A 20,688-nucleotide genomic window follows, 5' to 3' on the forward strand; every position below is an offset into this window, starting at 1 on the left:
GCGTCGCCGGGGGCTGGCGCGGCCGCACTGGGGCGGCGTTGCGATTCTGCCGAAGCGGCGCATTTCTTTTTTGGACCGTGCAACGGTTTCAAACGCACGACCGACTGGCGCCTGCCGTGCCGGTCTTTCGGCACGAACGCCGTTTAATGTGACGCCAACGGCGCTGGAAATCGTCGAAAAATAGAGCAATCCTTCCATCCACCGCATTTGACCGACCCGGCAGCGGACCCTACGATGACATCGATCAATGTCACAATCAACGGTGTTCGCAGCCCTCGCCACCCCCGGCGGACGCGACGTGGCACCAGACCGGAAAGCGCCCCCATGAATGCACCCGCCGAGCTGCCAGCGTTTCTCTCGTCCGAGCCGGAACAGGCGTGCGACATCGCCATCATCGGCAGCGGGTTTGCCGGGCTCGGCATGGGCATCCGGCTCAAGCAGTCGGGCGTGGACGACTTCCTGATCTTCGAGAAGGCCGATTCGGTGGGCGGCACCTGGCGCGACAACCACTACCCCGGCTGCGCCTGCGACGTGCAATCGCATCTCTACTCGTTCTCGTTCGCGCCGAATCCGGACTGGTCGCGCATGTTCTCGCGCCAGCCGGAGATCCGCCGCTATCTCGAACACTGCACCGACCGCTTCGGCCTGCGCGGCCACCTGCGGCTGGGCCACGAGCTGGCGCGCGCCGAATGGGACGCTGGCGCCGCGCTCTGGCGGCTGCGGATGCGCGATGGCCGGCGCGTGCGCGCCCGCGTGCTGGTGTCCGGCATGGGCGGCCTGAGCCGGCCGGCCATCCCCGATATCCCGGGCCTCGACACATTCGCCGGCACGCTGTTCCACTCGCAGCAGTGGCGCCACGACTACCCGCTGGCCGGCAAGCGCGTGGCCGTGATCGGCACGGGCGCCAGCGCCATCCAGTTCGTGCCGCAGATCGCGCCGCAGGTGGCGCGGCTCGATCTTTACCAGCGCACGCCGCCGTGGATCATGCCCAAGCCCGACCGCACGGTCACGGCGGCCGAGCGCTGGCTGTTCCGCCATGTGCCGGCCACGCAGGCGCTGGTCCGCACGGGCCTGTACTGGATGCTGGAATCGCGCGTGCTCGGTTTTGTGGTCCATCCCCGGCTGATGAAGGCGGTGGAGCAGGTGGCGCGCCGCCACCTGAAGCGGCAGGTGCCCGACCCCGCGCTGCGCCAGGCGCTGACGCCCCACTACACCATCGGCTGCAAGCGCGTGCTGATCTCCAACGATTACTACCCGGCGCTGATGCGCGACAACGTCGACGTGGTGACCGCCGGCATCGCGCGCGTGGAGCCCGACGCCGTGGTGCTGCGCGACGGCACGCGCCGGCCCGCGGACGCCATCATCCTGGGCACCGGCTTTCATGCCACCGATCCGCTGCCGCGCGGCGTGATCGTCGGCCGCGACGGGCGTGACCTGCTCGATGCCTGGCGCGACGGCGCCGAGGCGTACCTGGGCACCACCGTGGCCGGATTTCCCAACCTGTTCCTGATCGTCGGGCCAAACACGGGCCTGGGCCACAGCTCGATGGTGTTCATGATCGAGTCGCAGGTGAACTACGTGCTCGACGCACTGCGCCAGATGCGCCGCGACGGCGTGCAGGCCGTGGACGTGCGCCCGACCGTGCAGGCGAACTTCAACCAGGGCATCCAGCGCAAGCTGGGCCATGCAATCTGGACGGCCGGCGGCTGCGCGAGCTGGTACATCGACCCGCGCAGCCACAAGAACACGACGCTCTGGCCCGGCTTCACGTTCCAGTTCCGCCGCGCCACGGCCACGTTCCGCATGGGCGACTACGAGCGCTGGCCGGTGCGCCATGGCAACGCCGCTGCCGCCGAGCCGGGGCATGCCGAAACGGTCCGCGCCTGACGCGGCGATCCGCACAACGACAGAGGAGACACGCATGAAGGATTTCCGCAACCGGGTAGCCGCCATCACGGGCGCCGGCTCGGGCATGGGCCGCGCGCTGGCCGTGCAATTGGCCCAGGCCGGCTGCCACGTGGCGATGTGCGACCGCGACGAAGCCGGGCTGGCGCAGACGCTGGCCGACGTGCGGCGCGTGGCGCCCGACGTGCGCGCCACCATCGCCTGCGTGGACGTGGCCGACCGCGCCGCCGTGCACGCCTGGGCCGACGCGGTGGCCCGCGACCACGGCCGCGTGAACCTGATCTTCAACAACGCTGGCGTGGCGCTGTCGAGCACGGTCGAGGGCATGGGCTACGACGACCTGGAATGGATCCTCGGCATCAACTTCTGGGGCGTGGTGCACGGCACCAAGGCGTTCCTGCCGTACCTGAAGGCCAGCGGCGAAGGCCACGTGGTCAACACGTCCAGCGTCTTCGGCCTGTTCGCGCAGCCGGGCATGGGCGCCTACAACGCCAGCAAGTACGCGGTGCGTGGCTTTACCGAATCGCTGCGCCAGGAGCTGGACCTGATGCAGTGCGGCGTGTCGGCCACGACCGTGCACCCGGGCGGCATCAAGACCAACATCGCGCGGTCGAGCCGGGTGTCGCCCAGCGTCAACGGCCTGCTGGTGCGCGACGCCCAGCAGGGCCGCGAGGAGTTCGAGAAATTCTTCATCACGTCGGCAGACAAGGCCGCGCGCGTGATCCTGGCCGGCGTGCGGGCCAACAAGCGCCGCGTGCTGATCGGGCCCGATGCCTACGCGGCCGACGCCATGGCGCGGCTGCTGCCGGCCGCCTACCAGTCGCTGGTGGTGCGCGAGGCGCGCCGCAAGCGCAAGCAGCTCGTGCCAGATGCCGCCGCCGCGCCGGCCCGCACCGGAGACGCCGCATGACGCGCGCCGCGCTGCCACGTGAAGCGGTGCTGCAATCGCCGCCGGGCACCTTCACGCGCTGGTTCGGCCAGGGGCGCGTGGGCCTCTGCAGCCTGTCGCGCGATACGCTGGCGCGCCGCTACGCGCTGCCGGCGTCGCGCTGGGTGCAGGTGATGGGCGCGCTGGTCCACTACACCGACGAAGGCGCGCCCGAGGGCGAGCCGCTGGTGCTGATCCACGGCTTTGGCGCGTCGCTCCATACCTGGGAAGGCGTGCTGCCGGCGCTGCGCCAGCACCATCGCGTGATCCGGCTGGACCTGGCGCCGTTCGGGCTGACCGGCCCGCTGCGCGATGCACGCGGACGCATCGTGACGATGGATATCGACGCCTACCGCGCATTCATCGACGCCTTCCTGGCCGCCATCGGGCTGCAGCGCGCCACGTTCGTCGGCAATTCCCTGGGCGGGCTGGTGGCGTGGGACCTGGCGGCGCGGCGGCCGTCGATGGTGAACCGGCTGGTGCTGATCGACGCGGCCGGCTTTCCGATGAAGCTGCCGATCTATATCGACCTGTTCCGCCATGCCGCGGTGCGCTGGTCGGCGCCGTGGCTGCTGCCCGAATGGATCATCCGCGCAGCCACGCGCGACGTCTACGGCGACGCCACGCGCGTGCCGGAGGCCACGTTCCGCCGCTACGTCGACTTCTTCTACGCGGCCGGCAGCCGCGAGGCCGTGGGCCGCATGGTGCCGAAGCTCGATTTCGACCAGATCGACACCGAACGCCTGCGCGGCGTGCGCCAGCCCACGCTGGTGCTCTGGGGCGACCGCGACCGCTGGATTCCGCCCGCGCATGCCGACGCCTTCGCGGCCCGCCTGCCCGACGTGACGCTGCGCCGCTACGCGGGGCTGGGGCACGTGCCGATGGAGGAAGACCCGCAGCGCGTGGCGGCCGACCTGCTGCGTTTCCTGAACCGCGCCCCCGCGGCGCCAGCCCTTGCACAGGAGTCCACATCATGATGCCAGTCCGCCGTGACGTGCATCCCCACCTTCCGCCGGCGCGCATCTGCGACTGGCACGAGCGCGGGCCGCACGTGACCCATTTCATCAACGCGCTGTCGATCTTCTTTCCGGCCGGCGAGCGCTTTTTCATGGACAGCGTGCGCAACTACCGCGACCGCGTGAGCGACCCCGAGCTCAAGCAGGCCGTGGCCGGCTTCATCGGCCAGGAGGCCATGCACACGCGCGAGCACATCCTCTACAACCGGCTGCTCGACGATGCCGGCCTGCCCGCGTCAAAGCTCGACAACGCCGTGGCAAAGCTGCTGAACCTGCTGCGCAAGGTGCTGCCGAAGTCGTGGCAACTGGCGCACACCATCGCGCTGGAACACTACACGGCGATGCTGGCCGGCGGGATGCTGGCTGATCCGCGCCACATGGGTAATTCCGAGCCCGGCTACCGGCAGGTGTGGACGTGGCACGCGCTGGAAGAAACCGAGCACAAGGCGGTGGCCTACGACGTCTGGAACCTGGTGATGAAGCCGGGCCCGTACCGCTACCTGCTGCGGGCGTTCACGATGCTGACCACGACGGTGACGTTCTGGGCGCTGGTGTTCGTGTTCCACGTGCGGCTGGTGATGGCGGACCGCACCTGCCGCAACAAGCTCACCGGCTTTGGCAGCGTGGTGAACTTTCTGTGGGGGTCCCCCGGCGTGCTGCGCAAGATGATTCCGGAATGGTTCGACTACTTCCGGCCCGGCTTCCATCCGTGGGACGCCGACAACCGCGCGGCGCTGCATCGCATCCAGCCGCTGATCGCCGAGATCGAGGATACGGCGCTGCGGGCCGGCGCCAGCACCAAGGCGCCACCGATCCGCGGCGCGGCGTAGCCGGGGCGCTGGGTCAGCCCCTGGGCGGCGTCCCCGGCGCGTCGTGCAGATGTTCAAGGATGGCGGCCACGCGGTCGCCCAGGTACTTGTTGGCCGACAGCTCCAGCGCCCGCATCATCTCGGTCTCCAGCGCCACCAGCGCGAGCGGGCGGATGCGCCACAGCACGTCGACAATGCGCGGCACCTCTGCCGGCGGCGGGAGCTGGCCTTCGCCGAACTTGTCCAGTTCCCGCACCACCATCGCGACGATGCGGTCCGAGACGGCCTGGAAGTGCTCGCGCGCATGGCCGATGATGTCCAGCACGTCTTCCAGCGCAAAGCCGGCGCGCGCCATTTCGGCACCGGCGGCCAGCGCGCGCGGACTGCGCGCCAGGTAGCCCAGGCCGTCCGGCTCCAGCAGCCCCAGCGAGATCGCGCGGGCCAGCGCCGGGCGAGAGATCGCCCGCCCGAACAGCCGCGCCAGCGCCAGGTACGAATAGTGGCGCGGGGCCTCGCTGTTCCAGGGGCTGCTGATGGCCGTCTCCAGGCCCAGGATCGAACGCAGGTCGTGCCCTTCCACGATGGCCTTGAGCAGCTCCATGATGTTGGCCAGCGTGTAGCCGCGCGCCAGCAGATGGTGGATCAGCCGCAGCCGGCCCAGATGGGTCTGCGTGTAGATGCCCACGCGGCCGCGCCGCTCGGGCGGGTCGATCAGGCCGCGGTCCTGGTACGAGCGGATATTGCGCACCGTGGTGCCGGCGGCACGCGCGAGTTCGTCGATCGTGTATTCCGGGGATGGGGTGCGCGCCGGTGCGCTGGCATCGGGCAAGGCGGGGGCGGATGCGGACGGCCGGGCGCCGCGCGGTTGGGAGGGCATGGCGAAAATTCTAACCGAGCCGGCGACGTTACAATGCGCCAACTCTTCCTGGCGTCCCCATGCATATCCGTTGGCTCGAAGACTTCGTGTGCCTGGCGCAGGCCGGCAGCCTCGCGCGTGCCGCCGAGCTGCGCAACGTCACGCCGCCGGCGTTCGGGCGCCGCATGCAGGCGCTGGAAGTCTGGGCCGGGGCGCCGCTGATCGACCGCAGCGCGTACCCGGTGCGGCTGACCCGCGAAGGCCGCCAGTTCCTGGAAGCCGCGCAGACCGCGCTGCGCACGCTGGACGAAACCCGCATGGCGCTGCGCGCCGCCCATCGCGCCGATGCCCGCACGCTCACCATCGCCACCGGCAAGACGCTGGCCCGATCGATGGTGCCCGCGTGGCTGGCCGGCCTGCGCCATGCCATGCGCGACGACCCGGCCGGCGCCGGCTTTCGCACGCGGCTGTCCACCCATTCCACGCACGACGCGCTCGAACGCTTTACCGAGGGCGACGCCGATTTCCTGCTCTGCTACAGCCCGCACGACCTGCCCGTGATGCTCGACGACGCGCGCTACCAGTTCCACGCCGTGGGCGTGGAGCGGCTGGTCTGCGTGTCGGCCGCCAACGCGCGCGGCGGGCCCGAGTTCCGGCTGCAGACGCCCAAGGCAGGCGCCCGGCCCGCGCCCGTGCCGATGATCGCCTACGCCGAGACGCTGACGATGGGCCGCATGGTCAACCAGGAGATCGCCCGCCGCAAGCTCGCAAGCTGGCTCGACGTCATCGCCGTCAGCGACTTCGCGGAATCGGTCCACGAAATGGTGCGCCAGAAAATGGGCCTGGCCTGGCTACCCGCCCGCCTGATCGCCGACGACCTGCGCACCGGCCGTCTGGTCCGCGCCGACCTGCCCGGCGGCGACACGGCCGACCTGGCGCTCGACATCCGCCTGTACCGGCCCCGCTCGGCGATGCGCCCGCTGGCGGAAGCGTTCTGGATGGCGGCCACGGCGGGGTGATGGGCTAGTCTGTTTGCAGCCCCTGGTTTGCTCCCCTCTCCCGCGTTGAGGGAGCGAAGCCGGGGAGAGGGCCAGTGCAAATTGCGACCAGTCGGCAAGCAGATGCTCAACGCCCTCCCGCAGGCGGGTGAGCAGGAACACCGTCCTGCACCATTTCCGCCCATTGCCGAAACGGCAACCCCCGTTGCCAAAGCCGCATCCTGCGCCGTTGCGCGCTCTCTACCATCGCCGGACAACATCTACAGACCTGCCGGAGAAATCATGAAGACCCTGCTGCGCGTGCTTGCCGCCGCTTCCGTTGCCAGTTGTGCATTTGCCACCGCCAGCGCCTCTGCGGCCGGTGGCTATCCGACCAAGCCGATCACGCTGGTGGTGGGCTACACCGCCGGCGGCAGCGTCGATCTGGTGGCGCGCACCGTGGCGCCCGAGCTGGGCAAGCGGCTGGGCCAGAGCGTGGTGATCGAGAACCTGGGCGGCGCGGGCGGCACCATTGGCGCACAGAAGGTGGTCAAGGCGGAGGCCGATGGCTACACGCTGCTGATGGGTTCGGGCAGCGAGGTGTCGATCGCGCGGCTGACCAATCCGGCGGTGCGCTACGACGGCGAGAAGGACCTGGCGCCGATTACCTTCGTCGGCACGCAGCCGATGGTGCTGGTGGGCAAGCTTCAGTTGCCCGCCAAGGATGCCGGCGAGCTGATCGCGCTGGCCGCGGCCAAGCCGGGCGCGCTGTCGTATGCGTCGTCGGGCGTGGGCACGCCGCTGAATCTGGCCGGCGAGCTGATCAAGCAGCAGGGCAAGGTCAACATCACGCACGTGCCGTACAAGGGCGCGTCGGCGATGGCGACCGATCTGCTCGGCGGCCAGATCGACCTGGCGGTGATGGTGCTGTCGTCGGCGCTGCCGCATATCCAGGCCGGCCGCGTGCGTGCCTACGGCGTGACCGAGAACAAGCGCGCCAGCGTGGCGCCGAACGTGCCCGCACTGGCCGAGACCCCGGCGCTCAAGGGAGTCGACATGGGAGTATGGTTTGGATTGATGGCGCCTAGTGCTACGCCGCGCACCATTATCGATAGGCTGAATACCGAGATGCAGGCCGTGCTGGCGATGCCGGACGTCCGCAAGAAGCTGGCCGAAGCCGGCGTGGAGGTGGCACCGGCCAATCCCGCCCAGTTCGCCGCGTTCGTGAAGCGCGAGACGGCCAAGTACCGCACGATCGTCCAGACCGCCGACATCCGCCAGTAAGGACCGCCCGATGACGCCAACCACGCCCCCGCTCGACGCTTATCCGGTCGAGGTCGCCTTCCCGGACATCCGCCCCTATGCCGACGGCAACACGGGCATCGCCTACGTCCACACGTTCGACAGTGGCGCGCCAGGCCCGCATGTGATGATCAACGCACTGACGCACGGCAACGAGGTCTGCGGCGCGATCACGGTGGCCGGCCTGCTGGACCACGGCCTGCGGCCGCGCCGGGGCCGGCTGACGCTGGCGTTTGCCAACGTGGATGCCTACGCCACGTTCGACGCGGCCCGGCCCGATGCCTCGCGCTTCGTCGACCAGGATTTCAACCGCGTGTGGACCGCGGCGGTGCTGGACGACCTGTCGCGCGATTCGTCCGAACTGCGCCGCGCGCGCGCCATGCGTCCGGTGATCGACACGGTCGACCTGCTGCTGGACCTGCACTCGATGCACGAGAAAAGCCGGCCGCTGATTGTCTCCGGGCCGCTCGACAAGGGCATCGCGCTGTCGCGCGCCGTGGGCGCGCCGGCCGACATCATCGTCGACGAAGGCCACCCCGAAGGCCGCCGTATGCGCGACTACGCCGGGTTTGGCGATCCGGCCAGCCCGCGCAACGCGCTGCTGATCGAATGCGGCCAGCACTGGGAAACCTCGGCCGTCGACGTGGCGCGCGACAGCACTGCCCGCTTCCTGCTCCACGCGGGCGTGGTCGACGAGGCCGACCTGCCGGCCGGCTGGCTGCAACCGCGGCCCGCCACGCAGCGCGTGGTCCGCGTGACCGAGCCCGTGGTGGCCAGCAGCATGGACTTCCGGTTCGCGGGCCCCTACACCGGCCTGGAAACGTTCGACGACGCCGGCACCGTGATCGGCTGGCGCGACGGCGAGCCGGTGGTCACCCCGTACCCGAACTGCGTGCTCGTGATGCCGTCGCTGCGGCAACTGCGGCCGGGGGTGACGGTGGTCAGGCTGGGGCGGCTGGAGGTTTGAGGACGTTGGCGATGCCTTCGGCCGCGCTCCCCTCTCCCGCCTGCGGGAGAGGGGCTGGGGGAGAGGGCGTCGAGGATCTGCTTGCCAACCGTCTCGCAAATAGCGCGGCTGGCCCTCTCCCCGACCCCTCTCCCGCGCGCGGGAGAGGGGAGTCCACCCCGCGTATGCAACGGGTTTCATCCCATCACACCGTGACACATCCACCCCACGGTTAGATTAAGCATTCCCTGAATTCAAGAGCATTGTCTGCACATCCGATAACTCCGTTGTGACGATCCGCCGTCAGAGCGGACGTCGCCCGTGCGTCATGACGGCGCACGGCGATCTACACGGAGCGCCCCTTGTCTTCTACCTATTCCCTTACCCTGCCGCAGCAGGCGGCGGCGGGCCGCGTGCGCGCGGCTGCCGGCAGCTGGAGCATCGGCACGCGCATTGCGCTGGTCGTGCTGGCCGTCCAGCTTGTTGCGTTCGGTGCCTTCTCGCTGGCCCTGTCCCATAGCAGCATGACCCAGCTCGAAGCGCAGGCCCGCGACGCCATCAGTGCCGAGAGCCAGACGCTGCGCGAGCTGGTGGCCCAGCTTGACGACACCATGCTGCAGGAGGCCGACCGCTTCCTGCTGAGCTTTGCCGCCGTGCTGCCCGGCCCGTACACGGTGGACCCCTCGCAGACCGTCGAGGTGGCCGGCAAGGCCACGCCGACCTTCCGCAGCGGCGATCTGGTGCTGAACAACAGCTTCGAGGTGCCGGACAAGTTCTTTGCCAACACCGGCGGCGTGGTGGCCACGGTGTTCGCCCGCACCGGCGACGACTACATCCGCGTGACCACGTCGCTCAAGAAGCAGGACGGCCAGCGCGCCATCGGCACGCTGCTGGACCGCGCCAGCCCGGCCTACGCGGCCGTGTCGTCGGGCAAGTCGTACCGCTCGCTGGCGTGGCTGTTCGGCAAGCCCTACATGAGCAAGTACGAGCCCGTGCGCGACGCCGGCGGCAAGATCGTCGGCGCGCTGTACGTGGGCGTGAACGTCGAGGCCGAGCTGGCGGCGCTGAAGAACCGCATCCGACGCAAGAAGATTGGCGACGACGGCCAGTTCATCGTCATCGACGCCAAGGGCGGGGCCGACCAGGGCAAGATCATCGTCGACCGCTCGGGCTCCGAGGGCACGGTGCAGATCGACGCCAGGGACGCCGCCGGCAAGCCGTGGATCCGCGACATGATCGCGGCCAGGGAGGGCGCCGTGACCAACACCGTGGCCATCGGCAACGACGCGGCGCGCGAGCGGCTGACCGCGTTCGTGACCTACCCGGAATGGCAGTGGACGATTGCCGGCTCCGTGCCGACGGCGTCGCTGCGCGATGAACTGGAAGCCAGCCGCAACCGCTTCCTGGCCGGGGGCCTGCTGGCGGCGCTGGCGGTGTCGGCCGCGTTCTGGTGGCTGCTGCGCCGGATGGTCAGCCAGCCGCTGGCCGCCGCCGCCGATGCCGCGGCGCGCCTGGCGTCGGGCGACCTGACCGCACGGCTGGACACGCCGCGCAACGACGAGATCGGCCAGTTGATGCGCGCCATCGACGGCGTGGGCCAGGGCCTGTCCGGCATCGTCGACAAGGTGCGCGGCAGCGTGGGCGCCATCGCGGGCAGCACGAGCCAGATCGCCAGCGGCAATGCCGACCTGTCGTCGCGCACGGCCGCGCAGGCCGGCAGCCTGGAGCGCACGGTGGCCAGCATCGAGGAACTGTCCGCGACGGTGAAGCAGAACGCCGACAACGCGCACGACGCCAACCAGGCCGTGGCCAGCGCCGCCGAGGCCGCCCGCGCGGGCGGCACGACGGTGGGCCGCGTGGTCGACACGATGGCCGATATCCATCGCAACGCGCAGCAGGTGGTGGACATCATCGGCATGATCGACGGCATCGCGTTCCAGACCAACATCCTGGCGCTGAACGCCGCCGTGGAAGCGGCGCGCGCGGGCGAGCACGGGCGCGGGTTTGCCGTGGTGGCAGGCGAGGTGCGCAGCCTGGCGCAGCGCAGCGCCAACGCGGCCGGCGAGATCAAGCAGTTGATCGAACGGACCGTGACGGACCTCAAGAGCGGCAACGAGGCCGTGCAGCAGGCCGGAACGGCCATCGACGACATGGTGCGGCGCGTGGAAGCCATTGCGGCGCTGATGGGCGACATCAGCGTGGCGTCGCGCGAGCAGTCGCAGGGGCTGGCGCAGGTCAGCGGTGCCGTGGCCGAGATGGACAGCGTCACGCAGCAGAACGCGGCGCTGGTCGAGGAGGCCGCCGCGGCCGCCGAAAGCCTGCACCACCAGGCGCAGGAACTGCGTCAGGCGGTGGAAGTGTTCCGCCTGGCCTGATGGCCTGACGACCCTGCCCCGCCCGGTCCGGCCGGATCGGGCGCGGCGGCGTGACTGTCAGGCGGCCGGGACGGCGGCCGGCGCCTGCTCGGGTGCCGGAGCCGGGGCCGGCGCGGCCTGGGCCGGCACGGGCTGCGGTTTCAGGCCCGGGAACAGCCGGTCGACCAGTTCCTCGATCTTGGTGTCGGGCTGGATCAGATGGCTCAGGTTGATGCCGCCCGCGCTGCGGTTGGCGTTGAACACGGCCTTGCCCACGCGCTCGCCGTTGCGGAAGACCGTGATGTCGGCCGACACCAGGAACGGCGTGAGGTAGGTCTGCCGCTGGGCCACGTACATGGCCGTCATCGGGCAGGACGCCACCGACGAATACGGCGGCAGCATCTTGACCTCGAAGTTGCGCGCGCGCAGCGCACTGGCGAAGCTGTCGACGTAGGCGTTGCCGTTGACCTGGTTGGTGATGACGCAGAACAGCGCGCCATCGGCGCCGACCATGCGGTTGCCGTCGACGCGGAACTGGGCCGGGCCGCCGAAGGCGCCATTCTGGAACCCGGCGATCGGGTCGATGATCTCGGTGCGGTCGACCGGCGTCACGCTCTGGTAAGTGGAACAGCCCGTGGCCAGCAAGGCCAGCGCGGCCGCAATCGTTGCTCTCTTCATTTCGGATCCTGATAGCGCGTCGGCTAGGAAGCCGGCCGCCCGGATGCCGCGCGAAGGGCGGTTCAGGGACGCATTGCCGGCAGCATGCCTGCGTAATGTAGGCGTGCCGGCGGCGCGTCAAAGCGAAGAACAGCGGGGGAGCCGGGCCGCAAATCGTCGAAGTGATTCGCGCGTCGCTTGGTGCGGGCTAGTTCGCGCCGCCCCGCAGCAGGCAGTCGGCCAGCAGCGGCGTGTTGCCGTCGCCCTGCCCCGCGCCGGTACATTCCACGGCCACCTTTTGGCCGCGCCGGACCATCGTGGCGCGCGCTTCCACCTCGCAGGTGCGCCCGGCCGGGCCGCAGATCTGCTGGCGCAGCAGCGCGGCGCGCACGACCTGGCTGGCGTTGTCGGTGCGGATTTCCAGGAAGACGTTGTCCTGCTCGCGCCGGATGCCGCTGGCCACGCCTTCGACGATGAAGTACTGGCCGCGATAGCGCTCGTCCGCGGCGGTGGCGTCGTTGCGGTAGTCGGCGGCCAGCGCGTCGGCCGGATACTGCGGCAGCAGGTTGGCCGGGCGGTTCGGGTCGATGCTGATGGGGTCGAGCGTGCCGTTGCGCGGGATGCCGCGCGGCACGCTGGCGGGCGCGTCGGAGGCGGCGGCCACGGTATCGGCCGCGGGGTCGGCGGGCACCGGATCGTTCTTCTCGTTGCCGACGAACCAGAGCAGGCAGAGGATGAAGACGGCGACGACGGCGACGAGGGTTTGTCTGGTACGGCTCAACATCGGGGGCGGGCGGACAGGACGACGAAGTCCGCAAGTGTAGCGCGCCCGGCGCGGGCGTCAGGTTTTCAGCCTTCCGGCAGCAGCGCCGCGCGCGCGGCGGCCAGGATTTCGTTCGACAGCGGCGTGCCCTGCGTGGCGCGCGACAGCGTCAGCGCGCCGGCCAGCATCGCCATCTGCGCCAGCGCGGCCTGCCGGTTCGCGGCGGCGTCGTCGCCGGGCTGGACGCTGGCGAGGATGTCCAGCAACTGCTCCACGCCCGCGTGGAAGGCGCCGCGCACGGGCTTGTCGTCGGACTCGCGCGCCACGTCGTTGGCCAGCGCGGCCACCGGGCACCCGGCGCCGGCATTGTTGCGATTGCGTGCGGACAGGTAGCCATCGACCAGTGCCGACCGCGCGGCGGCCCGGTCCGGCGCCTCGCCCACGCGCTTGCGCCAGCGGGCTTCGGACTCCTCGAACGCCCGCGCGCAGGCGATGGCTGCGAGCGCGTCCTTCGATTCGAAGTGGCCATAGAACCCGCCGTGCGTGAGCCCGGCGGCGCCCATCAGATCGGCCACGCTGATGCCATGAAAGCCCTGCTCGCGGAACAGCCGTGACGACACCTGTTCGATGATGGCGCGGTTCTTTTCCGCTTCCGCTTTCGATACGCGGGGCATGTTGAACTCCGGTTTGCGTTGTGGCCGATGGTCCGCCACATCGCCCCGCAAGTCAACGCGGCACCTTGGAGGAAACCCTCGCCGGCGCGCGCCATGCGCGCATCACACGAGCGTGCCGCCCGGCCCGTCGTGCCCGCCCGGCCCGTCGTGTGCGCCCGGCCCGCCGAGCGCGGCCAGGTACTCGTCCGCCCCGTACGGCGCCCGCTGGCCCTGCCGCGCCAGAAAGTAGTCGCGCAGGATATCGCCCTGCTGCTCCAGCTTGTAGGCGCCCAGCGGCTTGCCAGCGTCGAGCCGGTAGCGGTACTGGTCGAACCCCAGGAAGTGCTTGACCTGCTCGACCGCCCCGCGCAGCAGCACGTTGACCCCATGCTGGTACTGCCAGACATGGGCCATCTCGTGGATGAACAGCCCCTGCAGCGCCAGGCTGGCCACACTGAAGTCGGTCAGCCCCCGCAGCCGGCGGCCAAGGTAGATCTGGCCATTCGGCGTGATGATGTAGTGCCCGCCCTGCCAGAACACGTAGTTGCGATGGTGCACACGCACGCGCGTGTAATCGATGGTATCGGCAAAGATCGACCGGGCGAGCGCGCGTTCGCCGGGGGAGAGGAGGCGGGCGGTGGGGGGCTGGCTCACGATATGGCTGTCAATGCAGAGACCCCGCCGGACAGTGTTCCTCACTTCCCAATACAAAACCGCGTGAAGATCGTGCCGAGCAGGTCGTCGCTCGTGAACTCGCCGGTGATGCTGTTCAGGTGCTCCTGCGCCAGGCGCAGTTCCTCGGCGAACAGGTCCAGCGCCTGGGCGTTCTGCTCGGCGCGTTCGACGGCGCAGTCCAGGTGGGACTGGGCGCTGCGCAGCGCCGTCAGGTGGCGTTCGCGGGCCAGGAACGTGCCTTCGTTGCCCGATTGCCAGCCGATCAGGCGCAGCAGTTCGCGGCGCATCAGGTCGATGCCGGCGCCGGTGCGCGCGGAGATCCAGATCTCGGTCGGGTTCGGGCCGTTGGCGGCCACCACGTGCGGGCGGTTGCCGCCAAAGCCCATCTGGCCCGCCGCCGGTGCCAGGTCGATCTTGTTGACCACGCGCACGATGGGCGATCCGGGCGGGAGCTGGCCGCTGAGGCGGTCGTCGATATGGTCGTCGACCTCGGAGATGCCGTGTTCCAGGTAGTCGGCCGCGTCCACCAGGTGCAGCACGATGTCGGCGCGGCGGATGGCGTCCCAGGTGCGTTCGATGCCGATGCGCTCCACCTCGTCGGCCGCGTCGTCGCGCAGGCCGGCCGTGTCGATGATGTGGATGGGGATGCCGTCGATCTGGATCGTCTCGCGCACGCGGTCGCGCGTGGTGCCGGCGATGGGCGTGACGATGGCCAGTTCGGCGCCGGCCAGCGCGTTGAGCAGCGACGACTTGCCCACGTTCGGCTGGCCCGCCAGCACCACCGACAGCCCCTCGCGCAGCAGCGATCCCTGCCGGGCCTGCTTCAGCACGCCGGCCAGGTCCGTGCGGATGCGCGCAAGCTGGCCGCGCGCGTCGGAGGCTTCCAGGAAGTCGATCTCCTCCTCCGGAAAGTCCAGCGTCGCCTCCACCAGCATGCGCAGGTGGATGACCTTTTCGACCAGCGCGTGGATGGCGCGCGAGAATTCGCCCTCCATCGAGCGCGCGGCGGAGCGGGCGGCGGCCTCGGTGCTGGCTTCGATCAGGTCCGCCACGGCCTCGGCCTGGGCCAGGTCCAGCTTGTCGTTCAGGAACGCGCGCCGGGTGAATTCGCCGGGCTCGGCCACGCGCAGGCCGATGTCGCGGCCGGCCTGCAGGCAGCGCGACAGCAGCATCTGCATGACCACGGGGCCGCCATGGCCCTGGAGTTCGAGCACTTCCTCGCCGGTGTAGGAATTGGGCGCCGGGAAGTACAGCGCCAGGCCGTGGTCGATGACCTTGCCGTGCGCGTCCAGGAACGGCAGGTACGTGGCGTGGCGCGGTTGCAGCGCGCGGCCGCAGACGGCGCGCATGACGCTGCCGACGTCGGGGCCCGACACACGCACGACGCCGATGCCGCCGCGGCCCGGTGCGGTGGCGATGGCGGCAATGGGAAGCTGGGTAGCAGTCATGGGCGGTATTGTCGCAGATCGATCCTTGGCCGGGATGGCCGCGGCATTCAGGCTTGCGGGTCGTCGACGCCCAGGCATTCGCACATCAGCCGGCGCGCCACGGCGCCGTCGATCACGGCGCCCAGTTCGGTCTGCCGCGCCACCAGTTTCTTGCGCAGCTTGTTGCGGTAGCGGCCCGGCAGCACGTCGGACAGCGCCTCGATCGCGTAGCGCAGCCGCTTGTTGCCGATGCGCAGCTGATGGACGTGTTCGGTGCGGCCGTCGCGCGCGATGCGGGAGCGCTCGCGCACGTCGGCGCGTGCCTTGCGGATCCGGCGCGGGCCGAACGTCCGCATCCGGCCCCGCGACGGGCGCGCCGCCAGATGCGCCAGGTCACGCTTCAGCGTAGGCAGCGGCGCCTGCCGGTAACGTGACAATCTTGTCATCATCGACGCGTGCGCGGTGGTTCGGCGGGCCTGCGCGGTGTCGATCAGTGCCGCCAGCACGGGGTTGGCGGGCTGCTGCGCCAGTGCCGGGGCCAGGGTCTCGGCGATGAAGACGTCCCAGTCGCGTACGTCGCCGGCGGCGTCGGCCACGTCGTGCAGCGCCTGCTTCCAGCGTGCCTTGACGCTGTCCGGCAGGACCGGGCCAAAGGCCCATGTCACCGCCCGCAAGTGGCGCACGGCCACGCGCAGGTCGTGCACGTCCTCGACCTCGTCGCGATGTTGCAGGGCATCAAGGTGATGGTGCACGGCCTGCAGGCCCGCATCGGCCAGCGCGACGAACGCGGCGGCGGGGCGCATCTTCCGGTGCAGCTCGGGCGGACGGCTCATGGCGGTGTCTCTGTTGGCAAAGAGAGTGACTGCGCAGCGTCCGTCTAGTGTAGGCGACGGCGCACGAGGCTGCCGCCGCCCTGCGTCGGCCGGCTATCGCGTGGCGACGATGAACACGCGCGGGAACGGCAGCAGCACGGTGCCGTCCGCCATCGGCGGGAAGACCTTGGCCAGCGCCGCCTCGTAGCGTGCCAGGTAGTCGGCCTGCTCGGCGGCGTCGAGCGGCGCCAGGAACGGCCGCAGCCCGCTGCCCTTGAACCATTCCACCACCGCTGCCGGGCCGCCCTTGAGCGGGTGCTGGTAGATCGTGCGCCAGATATCCACGCGCGCGCAGTGCGGCTTCAGCAGTTCGTAGTACCAGCGCTCGGACGCCAGCGCGGTGCGGGCATCGGCCGCGGCCGCCAGCTTGGGCGCCCACGGGCCCTGCAGCGCGGTCTCGCGCATCAGCAGGTGCGGCGGTTCGTTGAGGTTGTCGGGCATCTGCACGGCCAGGCTGCCGCCGGGCGCCAGCTTGCCCACCAGCGACGGGAACAGCCGCGCGTGGTCGGGCACCCACTGGAAGACGGCGTTGGCCAGGATGACGTCCCAGGGGCCGGCATCGGTCCACTGGGAAACCTCGGCGATGTCGAAGCGCAGGCCGGGCAGCCGCTTGCGTGCGGCGGCGATCATGTCGGCGTCGCTGTCCAGGCCGGTGACTTCCGCCTGCGCATAGCGCGCCGCCAGGACCTCGGTGGAATTGCCGGGGCCGCAGCCCACGTCCACCACGCGGCGGGCGCTGACGGTGGGAATGGCGGCGACGAGGTCCCGCACGGGGCGGGTGCGTTCGTCCTCGAACTGCACGTACTGGCTGGCCGACCACGTCATGGTCTGTCTCCCCTTTGATCCGGCGATATGGCGAATGTGCGATCTTGCGCGCTTCGGTGCGGCGCAGGTCTTATATAAGACCCAGGCTTCGAAGCATACGCCGGAAACAAAAAACCCGGCACGGGGCCGGGTTTCTCGGTACTGCGGCGGGGGGACGGTCAGCCCTTGGCCACCGCGGTCGCCTTGCCCTTGCTGAGCATGCGGTTGATCTGCCACTGCTGGGCGATAGACAGGATGTTGTTCACCACCCAGTACAGCACCAGGCCGGCCGGGAAGAAGAAGAACATGAACGAGAACACCAGCGGCATGATCATCATGACCTTGGCCTGCACGGGGTCCGGCGGGGTCGGGTTCAGCTTGGTCTGCACGAACATCGACACGGCCATCACGACCGGCAGGATGTAGAAGGGGTCCGGCACCGAGAGGTCATGGATCCAGCCCAGCCACGGCGCGCCGCGCATTTCCACCGACGACAGCAGCACCCAGTACAGCGCGATGAACACCGGGATCTGGATCACGATGGGCAGGCAGCCGCCGAGCGGGTTGACCTTCTCGGTGCGGTACAGCGCCATCATCTCCTGGTTCATCTTCTGCGGGTCGCCCTTGTAGCGCTCGCGGATGGCCGTCATGCGCGGCTGCAGGTCCTTCATCTTGCCCATCGACTTGTAGCTGGCGGCCGACAGCGGGAAGAACACCAGCTTGATCAGCACCGTCAGGGCGATGATCGACCAGCCCCAGTTGCCCAGGAAGCCGTGCAGCTTTTCCAGCAGCCAGAACAGCGGCTTGGCCAGGATGGTCAGCCAGCCATAGTCCTTGACCAGCTCCAGGCCCGGCGTCACCTGTTCGAGCATGTGCTCTTCCTGCGGGCCGGCAAACAGGCGCGCGTCGGTGCTGACCGTGGCGCCCGGCGCGATCTGGCCCAGCGGCTGCTGGACACCCACGCGGTACAGGTTCGGGTCGATCTGCTCGGCGTAGAAGCTGTGCTGCTTGCCGTTCTGCGGAATCCAGGCCGACGCGAAGTAGTGCTGCACCATCGCCACCCAGCCGTTGTCGGTGGCGGCCGGCACGGTGGCCTTGCCCTTCGAGATGTCCTCGAAGCTGAGCTTGTGGTACTTGTCGGCGTTCGTGTAGATGGCCGGGCCCGTGAACGTGCTGTAGAACTGCGACTGCTCGACCTTGCTGCCGTCGCGCGCCAGTTCCAGGTACAGCGTGGGCGAGACCGGAGCGGTGCCCGCGTTGGTCACGTCGAAGCGGGCGTCCACCACGTAGCTGCCCTTGCGGAACGTGTAGGTCTTTACCAGCTTCACGCCGTTCTTCTCGGCGGTCAGCACCACGTCGATCTTGTCCTGGCCGGCGGCCAGCGCGCGCGGGCCCGGAGCAGCCGTGAAGACCGTAGTGTGGTTGGGCAGGTCGCCGCCGATCAGGCCCGAGCGGGCCAGGTAGGTGCGCTGCGCATCGCGCTCGAACAGCACCACGGGCTTGCCGTCCTTCTCGTGCTCGTTGAGCAGTTCCAGGCGCGACAGGATGCCGCCGGCGGTGTCGATCTCGGCACGCACTTCGTCAGTGGTGACCACGACCTTCTCGCCCGCGGGCTGGGCCGCCGTGGCCGGGGCCGCCGGCACGGCGCCAGGCGCCGGGGCGCTCGTCCCGCTGGCCTTGGGCACGTCACCCTGGGCGGCCGCGCCGCTGGCACCACCGGCCGGAGCGGCCTGCTGTTGCGTGTTGGCGCTCGGGAAGAACATCGACGCGTGGCCGTTGGCGCGCTGCCAGTTGTCGTAGAGCAGCACGAGGGACATCGAGAAGATGACCCACAGGATGGTGCGTTTGATATCCATGTCTCGCTATGGTCTGGGGAATCAGGGTCTGGGGAGCCGGACCGTGACGGACGGGCGGCCGGGCACGGGTGCGGCGGCCGTTCCGCTTGCTGCGGGCTCGGGCACGGGATCATACCCGCCCTTTGCGAAAGGATGGCAACGGCAGAGTCTGCACGCGGCCATCCACGTGCCGCGCGCCGGGCCATGACTGACGATGGCGTCGCGGGCGTAGTCGGAACAGGTCGGCAGGAAGCGGCACTGCGAGCCCAGGTAGGGACTCAGGGCGATCTTGTAGATACGCAGCAGGGCTAGCAGGATTCGCTTCATGGTGATGGTCAGGCTGGCGCGGCGGGCGCGGCCGGGCTGCCGGGGGGCGGCACGGCCGGGGCGGGCGGCAGGGGCCTGGCGGCAACGTCGAGCAGGCCGACGAGTTCGGCCTGGCAGGCACGCCGGATGGCCGCCCGGCTGGCGAATTCCGCACGCGGAAACTTCGCCTGCAGCCGCAGCAGGATGTCCCGGCCCGCGAATTGGGCCTGCCGGCTCCGGAACAGTTCCCGCACCATGCGCTTCACGAGGTTGCGCTCGGCGGCGCGCGGTGCGAACTTCTTGCCGACCACGATGCCCAGCCGGGCCTGCGGCTGGCCGTTGGCCCGCACGTACAGCACGAAATGCGTGCTGCGGCGGCGGGGCCGCAAAGCAAAAACGGATGAAAACTCATCCGTCTTTGTGAGCCTCGCGGCTTTGGGGAAGGCATGGTCCGACACGCTGGTCAAAGCTGGCGGGAAAGCCGGGCTTCGGCTGCAACGCTGCTGGCCATCCTGGGTGCGAGGCGCTGGGCCGGACGGCGGCAGGCGAGACGGCGGGCCGTCACGCTGCGCTCCATCCGGGCCGGCCGCCCGGCACTCAGATCGCCAGGCGCTTGCGGCCCTTGGCGCGACGTGCGTTGATCACGGCACGGCCGCCGCGGGTCTTCATGCGCACGCGGAAACCATGGGTACGCTTGCGGCGGGTAACGGAAGGTTGGTAGGTACGTTTCATGTTGCACTCTCTGGTTGATCCGGGCTTTCCGGGCGCCGGCCGATGCCGGGGTGCCTTGGCCGCCGCGTATGGTTCGCATGGGGCTGCCGCAATGCAGACGCTTGGTATTCAGGCGAGGTTGCTGCGGCCATGCCGACGATTCTGGTTCTGTCTTGCTGCCGGCCGCCGCTGGCCCTGTCCGTCGGGGACGAAGGCACTGGCGGGGATCAGGCCGCTTGCCCGATGCCGCAGACGCCTTGTGTGCGTATACGGTCCTGGCCAGACCCGGCGATGCGCATACGTGATCCCCTGCCGCATCGCAGAACCCGGCATTTAACCGATTTTCCGCGCCGCTGTCAAGGCGCCGGACGGGCGATATCGGCGTCGCGCTGCAAAGTGCGCCGCGCGCCGCTGTAAACATTGGTGCGCCATTGTCCACAAAGGGCGGTGGGTAACTTTGTGGGTATTCCCGGTCACCTATAGAGGGTACCCGGGCAGGGCAAGTGCTTGTTTCCGATGGATTATCGGTCGGAAAGGCCCCTCCCGCCGCCCGGGGCCCGCACCGGTTGTGCACACAAATCCACTGTTTTTTCACAACTTGTCCACAGGGTTATCCTTTGTGGATAACTTGGGGCGGGGGGTACAATCCCGGTCCAAACACTACACGGGCCGCGTGGCGCACACACAACCCGGGACTGCCTGCCCTGGTATACCGAGATGTATACCGCGATGAACTCGCATCGACCGCCGTTCGTAGCCCGGCTTCGGGACGGCGTTTTGCCTTTTGCTTCCGCTTGGGGCGGATGGCGAGGCAGCAGCAGACCCGTGGCGCGCGCGTTGCGTCACCCGTGACGGGCCATCGAAGCGATGGTCCGGTCACTTAGAAGAACAC

Annotated in this window: 20 protein-coding genes; 8 read left to right on the plus strand and 12 right to left on the minus strand. The window is 69.6% G+C overall.

The features are described from left to right. Positions 1 to 324 precede the first annotated feature (324 nt). The 4 genes from EPAKOI_RS16565 to EPAKOI_RS16580 are packed head-to-tail and all read left to right on the plus strand — an operon-like array spanning position 325 to position 4,679. Positions 325 to 1,887 carry a flavin-containing monooxygenase gene (locus tag EPAKOI_RS16565; RefSeq protein WP_423192651.1) on the plus strand — a complete coding sequence of 521 codons (1,563 nt, stop codon included), beginning with the start codon at positions 325 to 327 and terminating at the stop codon, positions 1,885 to 1,887. Between the two features lie 34 nt (positions 1,888 to 1,921). After that, the gene (locus EPAKOI_RS16570; RefSeq protein ID WP_124682810.1) at positions 1,922 to 2,815 is read left to right on the plus strand and encodes an SDR family NAD(P)-dependent oxidoreductase; all 894 of its coding nucleotides are present in this window, start codon (positions 1,922 to 1,924) and stop codon (positions 2,813 to 2,815) included. Then, on the plus strand, positions 2,812 to 3,810 hold the full coding sequence (locus EPAKOI_RS16575) for an alpha/beta fold hydrolase (protein WP_423192652.1): 999 nt from the start codon (positions 2,812 to 2,814) through the stop codon (positions 3,808 to 3,810). The genes EPAKOI_RS16570 and EPAKOI_RS16575 overlap by 4 nt, the downstream gene beginning before the upstream one ends. Continuing rightward, positions 3,807 to 4,679: a metal-dependent hydrolase gene (locus EPAKOI_RS16580; RefSeq protein WP_423192653.1), complete on the plus strand. Its 873-nt coding sequence runs from the start codon at positions 3,807 to 3,809 to the stop codon at positions 4,677 to 4,679. Before EPAKOI_RS16575 ends, EPAKOI_RS16580 begins: the two co-directional genes overlap by 4 nt. A 13-nt stretch (positions 4,680 to 4,692) precedes the next feature. Here EPAKOI_RS16580 and EPAKOI_RS16585 read toward each other — a convergent pair whose 3' ends face one another. Then, positions 4,693 to 5,535, minus strand: coding sequence for a MerR family transcriptional regulator (locus EPAKOI_RS16585; RefSeq protein ID WP_124682807.1), 843 nt, complete (start codon positions 5,533 to 5,535; stop codon positions 4,693 to 4,695). Between the two features lie 59 nt (positions 5,536 to 5,594). On the opposite strand from EPAKOI_RS16585, the gene EPAKOI_RS16590 reads away from it, so the two are divergent. From EPAKOI_RS16590 to EPAKOI_RS16605, 4 genes are all read left to right on the plus strand, one after another. Next, positions 5,595 to 6,533 carry a LysR family transcriptional regulator gene (locus EPAKOI_RS16590; RefSeq protein ID WP_423192654.1) on the plus strand — a complete coding sequence of 313 codons (939 nt, stop codon included), beginning with the start codon at positions 5,595 to 5,597 and terminating at the stop codon, positions 6,531 to 6,533. Between the two features lie 261 nt (positions 6,534 to 6,794). Beyond that, on the plus strand, positions 6,795 to 7,775 hold the full coding sequence (locus EPAKOI_RS16595) for a Bug family tripartite tricarboxylate transporter substrate binding protein (RefSeq protein WP_423192655.1): 981 nt from the start codon (positions 6,795 to 6,797) through the stop codon (positions 7,773 to 7,775). Between the two features lie 10 nt (positions 7,776 to 7,785). After that, positions 7,786 to 8,760, plus strand: a complete 975-nt coding sequence (locus EPAKOI_RS16600; RefSeq protein ID WP_423192656.1) for a M14 family metallopeptidase — start codon at positions 7,786 to 7,788, stop codon at positions 8,758 to 8,760. Positions 8,761 to 9,101: 341 nt separating this feature from the next. Further along, the gene (locus tag EPAKOI_RS16605) at positions 9,102 to 11,114 is read left to right on the plus strand and encodes a methyl-accepting chemotaxis protein (RefSeq protein ID WP_423192657.1); all 2,013 of its coding nucleotides are present in this window, start codon (positions 9,102 to 9,104) and stop codon (positions 11,112 to 11,114) included. A gap of 57 nt (positions 11,115 to 11,171) precedes the next feature. Here EPAKOI_RS16605 and EPAKOI_RS16610 read toward each other — a convergent pair whose 3' ends face one another. The 11 genes from EPAKOI_RS16610 to rpmH form a co-directional block, all read right to left on the minus strand. Continuing rightward, the gene (locus tag EPAKOI_RS16610; protein ID WP_423192658.1) at positions 11,172 to 11,771 is read right to left on the minus strand and encodes an Sbal_3080 family lipoprotein; all 600 of its coding nucleotides are present in this window, start codon (positions 11,769 to 11,771) and stop codon (positions 11,172 to 11,174) included. Between the two features lie 187 nt (positions 11,772 to 11,958). Continuing rightward, positions 11,959 to 12,534, minus strand: a complete 576-nt coding sequence (locus EPAKOI_RS16615) for an OB-fold putative lipoprotein (RefSeq protein WP_313837414.1) — start codon at positions 12,532 to 12,534, stop codon at positions 11,959 to 11,961. A gap of 65 nt (positions 12,535 to 12,599) precedes the next feature. Beyond that, the gene (locus EPAKOI_RS16620) at positions 12,600 to 13,187 is read right to left on the minus strand and encodes a TetR/AcrR family transcriptional regulator (protein WP_313837416.1); all 588 of its coding nucleotides are present in this window, start codon (positions 13,185 to 13,187) and stop codon (positions 12,600 to 12,602) included. Positions 13,188 to 13,289: 102 nt separating this feature from the next. Then, positions 13,290 to 13,820: a hypothetical protein gene (locus EPAKOI_RS16625; RefSeq protein WP_423192659.1), complete on the minus strand. Its 531-nt coding sequence runs from the start codon at positions 13,818 to 13,820 to the stop codon at positions 13,290 to 13,292. Positions 13,821 to 13,861: 41 nt separating this feature from the next. After that, entirely contained in the window at positions 13,862 to 15,289 is a 1,428-nt protein-coding gene (gene mnmE, locus EPAKOI_RS16630) for a tRNA uridine-5-carboxymethylaminomethyl(34) synthesis GTPase MnmE (RefSeq protein ID WP_124682798.1), read from the minus strand. A 47-nt stretch (positions 15,290 to 15,336) separates the two neighbouring features. Then, entirely contained in the window at positions 15,337 to 16,101 is a 765-nt protein-coding gene (locus EPAKOI_RS16635) for a CHAD domain-containing protein (protein WP_423192660.1), read from the minus strand. Positions 16,102 to 16,194: 93 nt separating this feature from the next. Continuing rightward, a complete protein-coding gene (gene tam / locus EPAKOI_RS16640) occupies positions 16,195 to 16,965 on the minus strand; it encodes a trans-aconitate 2-methyltransferase (RefSeq protein ID WP_423192661.1) in 771 nt (256 codons plus the stop codon). Positions 16,966 to 17,123: 158 nt separating this feature from the next. Beyond that, on the minus strand, positions 17,124 to 18,800 hold the full coding sequence (gene yidC, locus EPAKOI_RS16645) for a membrane protein insertase YidC (RefSeq protein ID WP_124682795.1): 1,677 nt from the start codon (positions 18,798 to 18,800) through the stop codon (positions 17,124 to 17,126). Between the two features lie 21 nt (positions 18,801 to 18,821). Next, on the minus strand, positions 18,822 to 19,106 hold the full coding sequence (gene yidD, locus EPAKOI_RS16650; RefSeq protein WP_124682794.1) for a membrane protein insertion efficiency factor YidD: 285 nt from the start codon (positions 19,104 to 19,106) through the stop codon (positions 18,822 to 18,824). Positions 19,107 to 19,114: 8 nt separating this feature from the next. Further along, entirely contained in the window at positions 19,115 to 19,543 is a 429-nt protein-coding gene (gene rnpA / locus EPAKOI_RS16655) for a ribonuclease P protein component (RefSeq protein ID WP_313837468.1), read from the minus strand. A gap of 139 nt (positions 19,544 to 19,682) precedes the next feature. Further along, positions 19,683 to 19,817, minus strand: coding sequence for a 50S ribosomal protein L34 (gene rpmH / locus EPAKOI_RS16660; RefSeq protein WP_008650850.1), 135 nt, complete (start codon positions 19,815 to 19,817; stop codon positions 19,683 to 19,685). Positions 19,818 to 20,688 lie beyond the last annotated feature (871 nt).

The sequence above is a fragment of the Cupriavidus sp. H18C2 genome (genome assembly GCF_049393795.1).
Classification (GTDB): domain Bacteria; phylum Pseudomonadota; class Gammaproteobacteria; order Burkholderiales; family Burkholderiaceae; genus Cupriavidus; species Cupriavidus pauculus_C.

Bases quoted from the DNA above. Each gene is read 5' to 3' on its own strand.
- yidD (WP_124682794.1), bottom strand. From the start codon at position 19,106: ATGAAGCGAATCCTGCTAGCCCTGCTGCGTATCTACAAGATCGCCCTG.
- EPAKOI_RS16595 (WP_423192655.1), top strand. From the start codon at position 6,795: ATGAAGACCCTGCTGCGCGTGCTTGCCGCCGCTTCCGTTGCCAGTTGT.
- tam (WP_423192661.1), bottom strand. From the start codon at position 16,965: ATGACGTGGTCGGCCAGCCAGTACGTGCAGTTCGAGGACGAACGCACC.
- EPAKOI_RS16620 (WP_313837416.1), bottom strand. From the start codon at position 13,187: ATGCCCCGCGTATCGAAAGCGGAAGCGGAAAAGAACCGCGCCATCATC.
- EPAKOI_RS16590 (WP_423192654.1), top strand. From the start codon at position 5,595: ATGCATATCCGTTGGCTCGAAGACTTCGTGTGCCTGGCGCAGGCCGGC.
- rpmH (WP_008650850.1), bottom strand. From the start codon at position 19,817: ATGAAACGTACCTACCAACCTTCCGTTACCCGCCGCAAGCGTACCCAT.
- yidC (WP_124682795.1), bottom strand. From the start codon at position 18,800: ATGGATATCAAACGCACCATCCTGTGGGTCATCTTCTCGATGTCCCTC.
- EPAKOI_RS16575 (WP_423192652.1), top strand. From the start codon at position 2,812: ATGACGCGCGCCGCGCTGCCACGTGAAGCGGTGCTGCAATCGCCGCCG.
- EPAKOI_RS16610 (WP_423192658.1), bottom strand. From the start codon at position 11,771: ATGAAGAGAGCAACGATTGCGGCCGCGCTGGCCTTGCTGGCCACGGGC.
- EPAKOI_RS16570 (WP_124682810.1), top strand. From the start codon at position 1,922: ATGAAGGATTTCCGCAACCGGGTAGCCGCCATCACGGGCGCCGGCTCG.
- EPAKOI_RS16580 (WP_423192653.1), top strand. From the start codon at position 3,807: ATGATGCCAGTCCGCCGTGACGTGCATCCCCACCTTCCGCCGGCGCGC.
- EPAKOI_RS16600 (WP_423192656.1), top strand. From the start codon at position 7,786: ATGACGCCAACCACGCCCCCGCTCGACGCTTATCCGGTCGAGGTCGCC.
- EPAKOI_RS16615 (WP_313837414.1), bottom strand. From the start codon at position 12,534: ATGTTGAGCCGTACCAGACAAACCCTCGTCGCCGTCGTCGCCGTCTTC.
- EPAKOI_RS16585 (WP_124682807.1), bottom strand. From the start codon at position 5,535: ATGCCCTCCCAACCGCGCGGCGCCCGGCCGTCCGCATCCGCCCCCGCC.
- EPAKOI_RS16635 (WP_423192660.1), bottom strand. From the start codon at position 16,101: ATGAGCCGTCCGCCCGAGCTGCACCGGAAGATGCGCCCCGCCGCCGCG.
- mnmE (WP_124682798.1), bottom strand. From the start codon at position 15,289: ATGACTGCTACCCAGCTTCCCATTGCCGCCATCGCCACCGCACCGGGC.
- EPAKOI_RS16565 (WP_423192651.1), top strand. From the start codon at position 325: ATGAATGCACCCGCCGAGCTGCCAGCGTTTCTCTCGTCCGAGCCGGAA.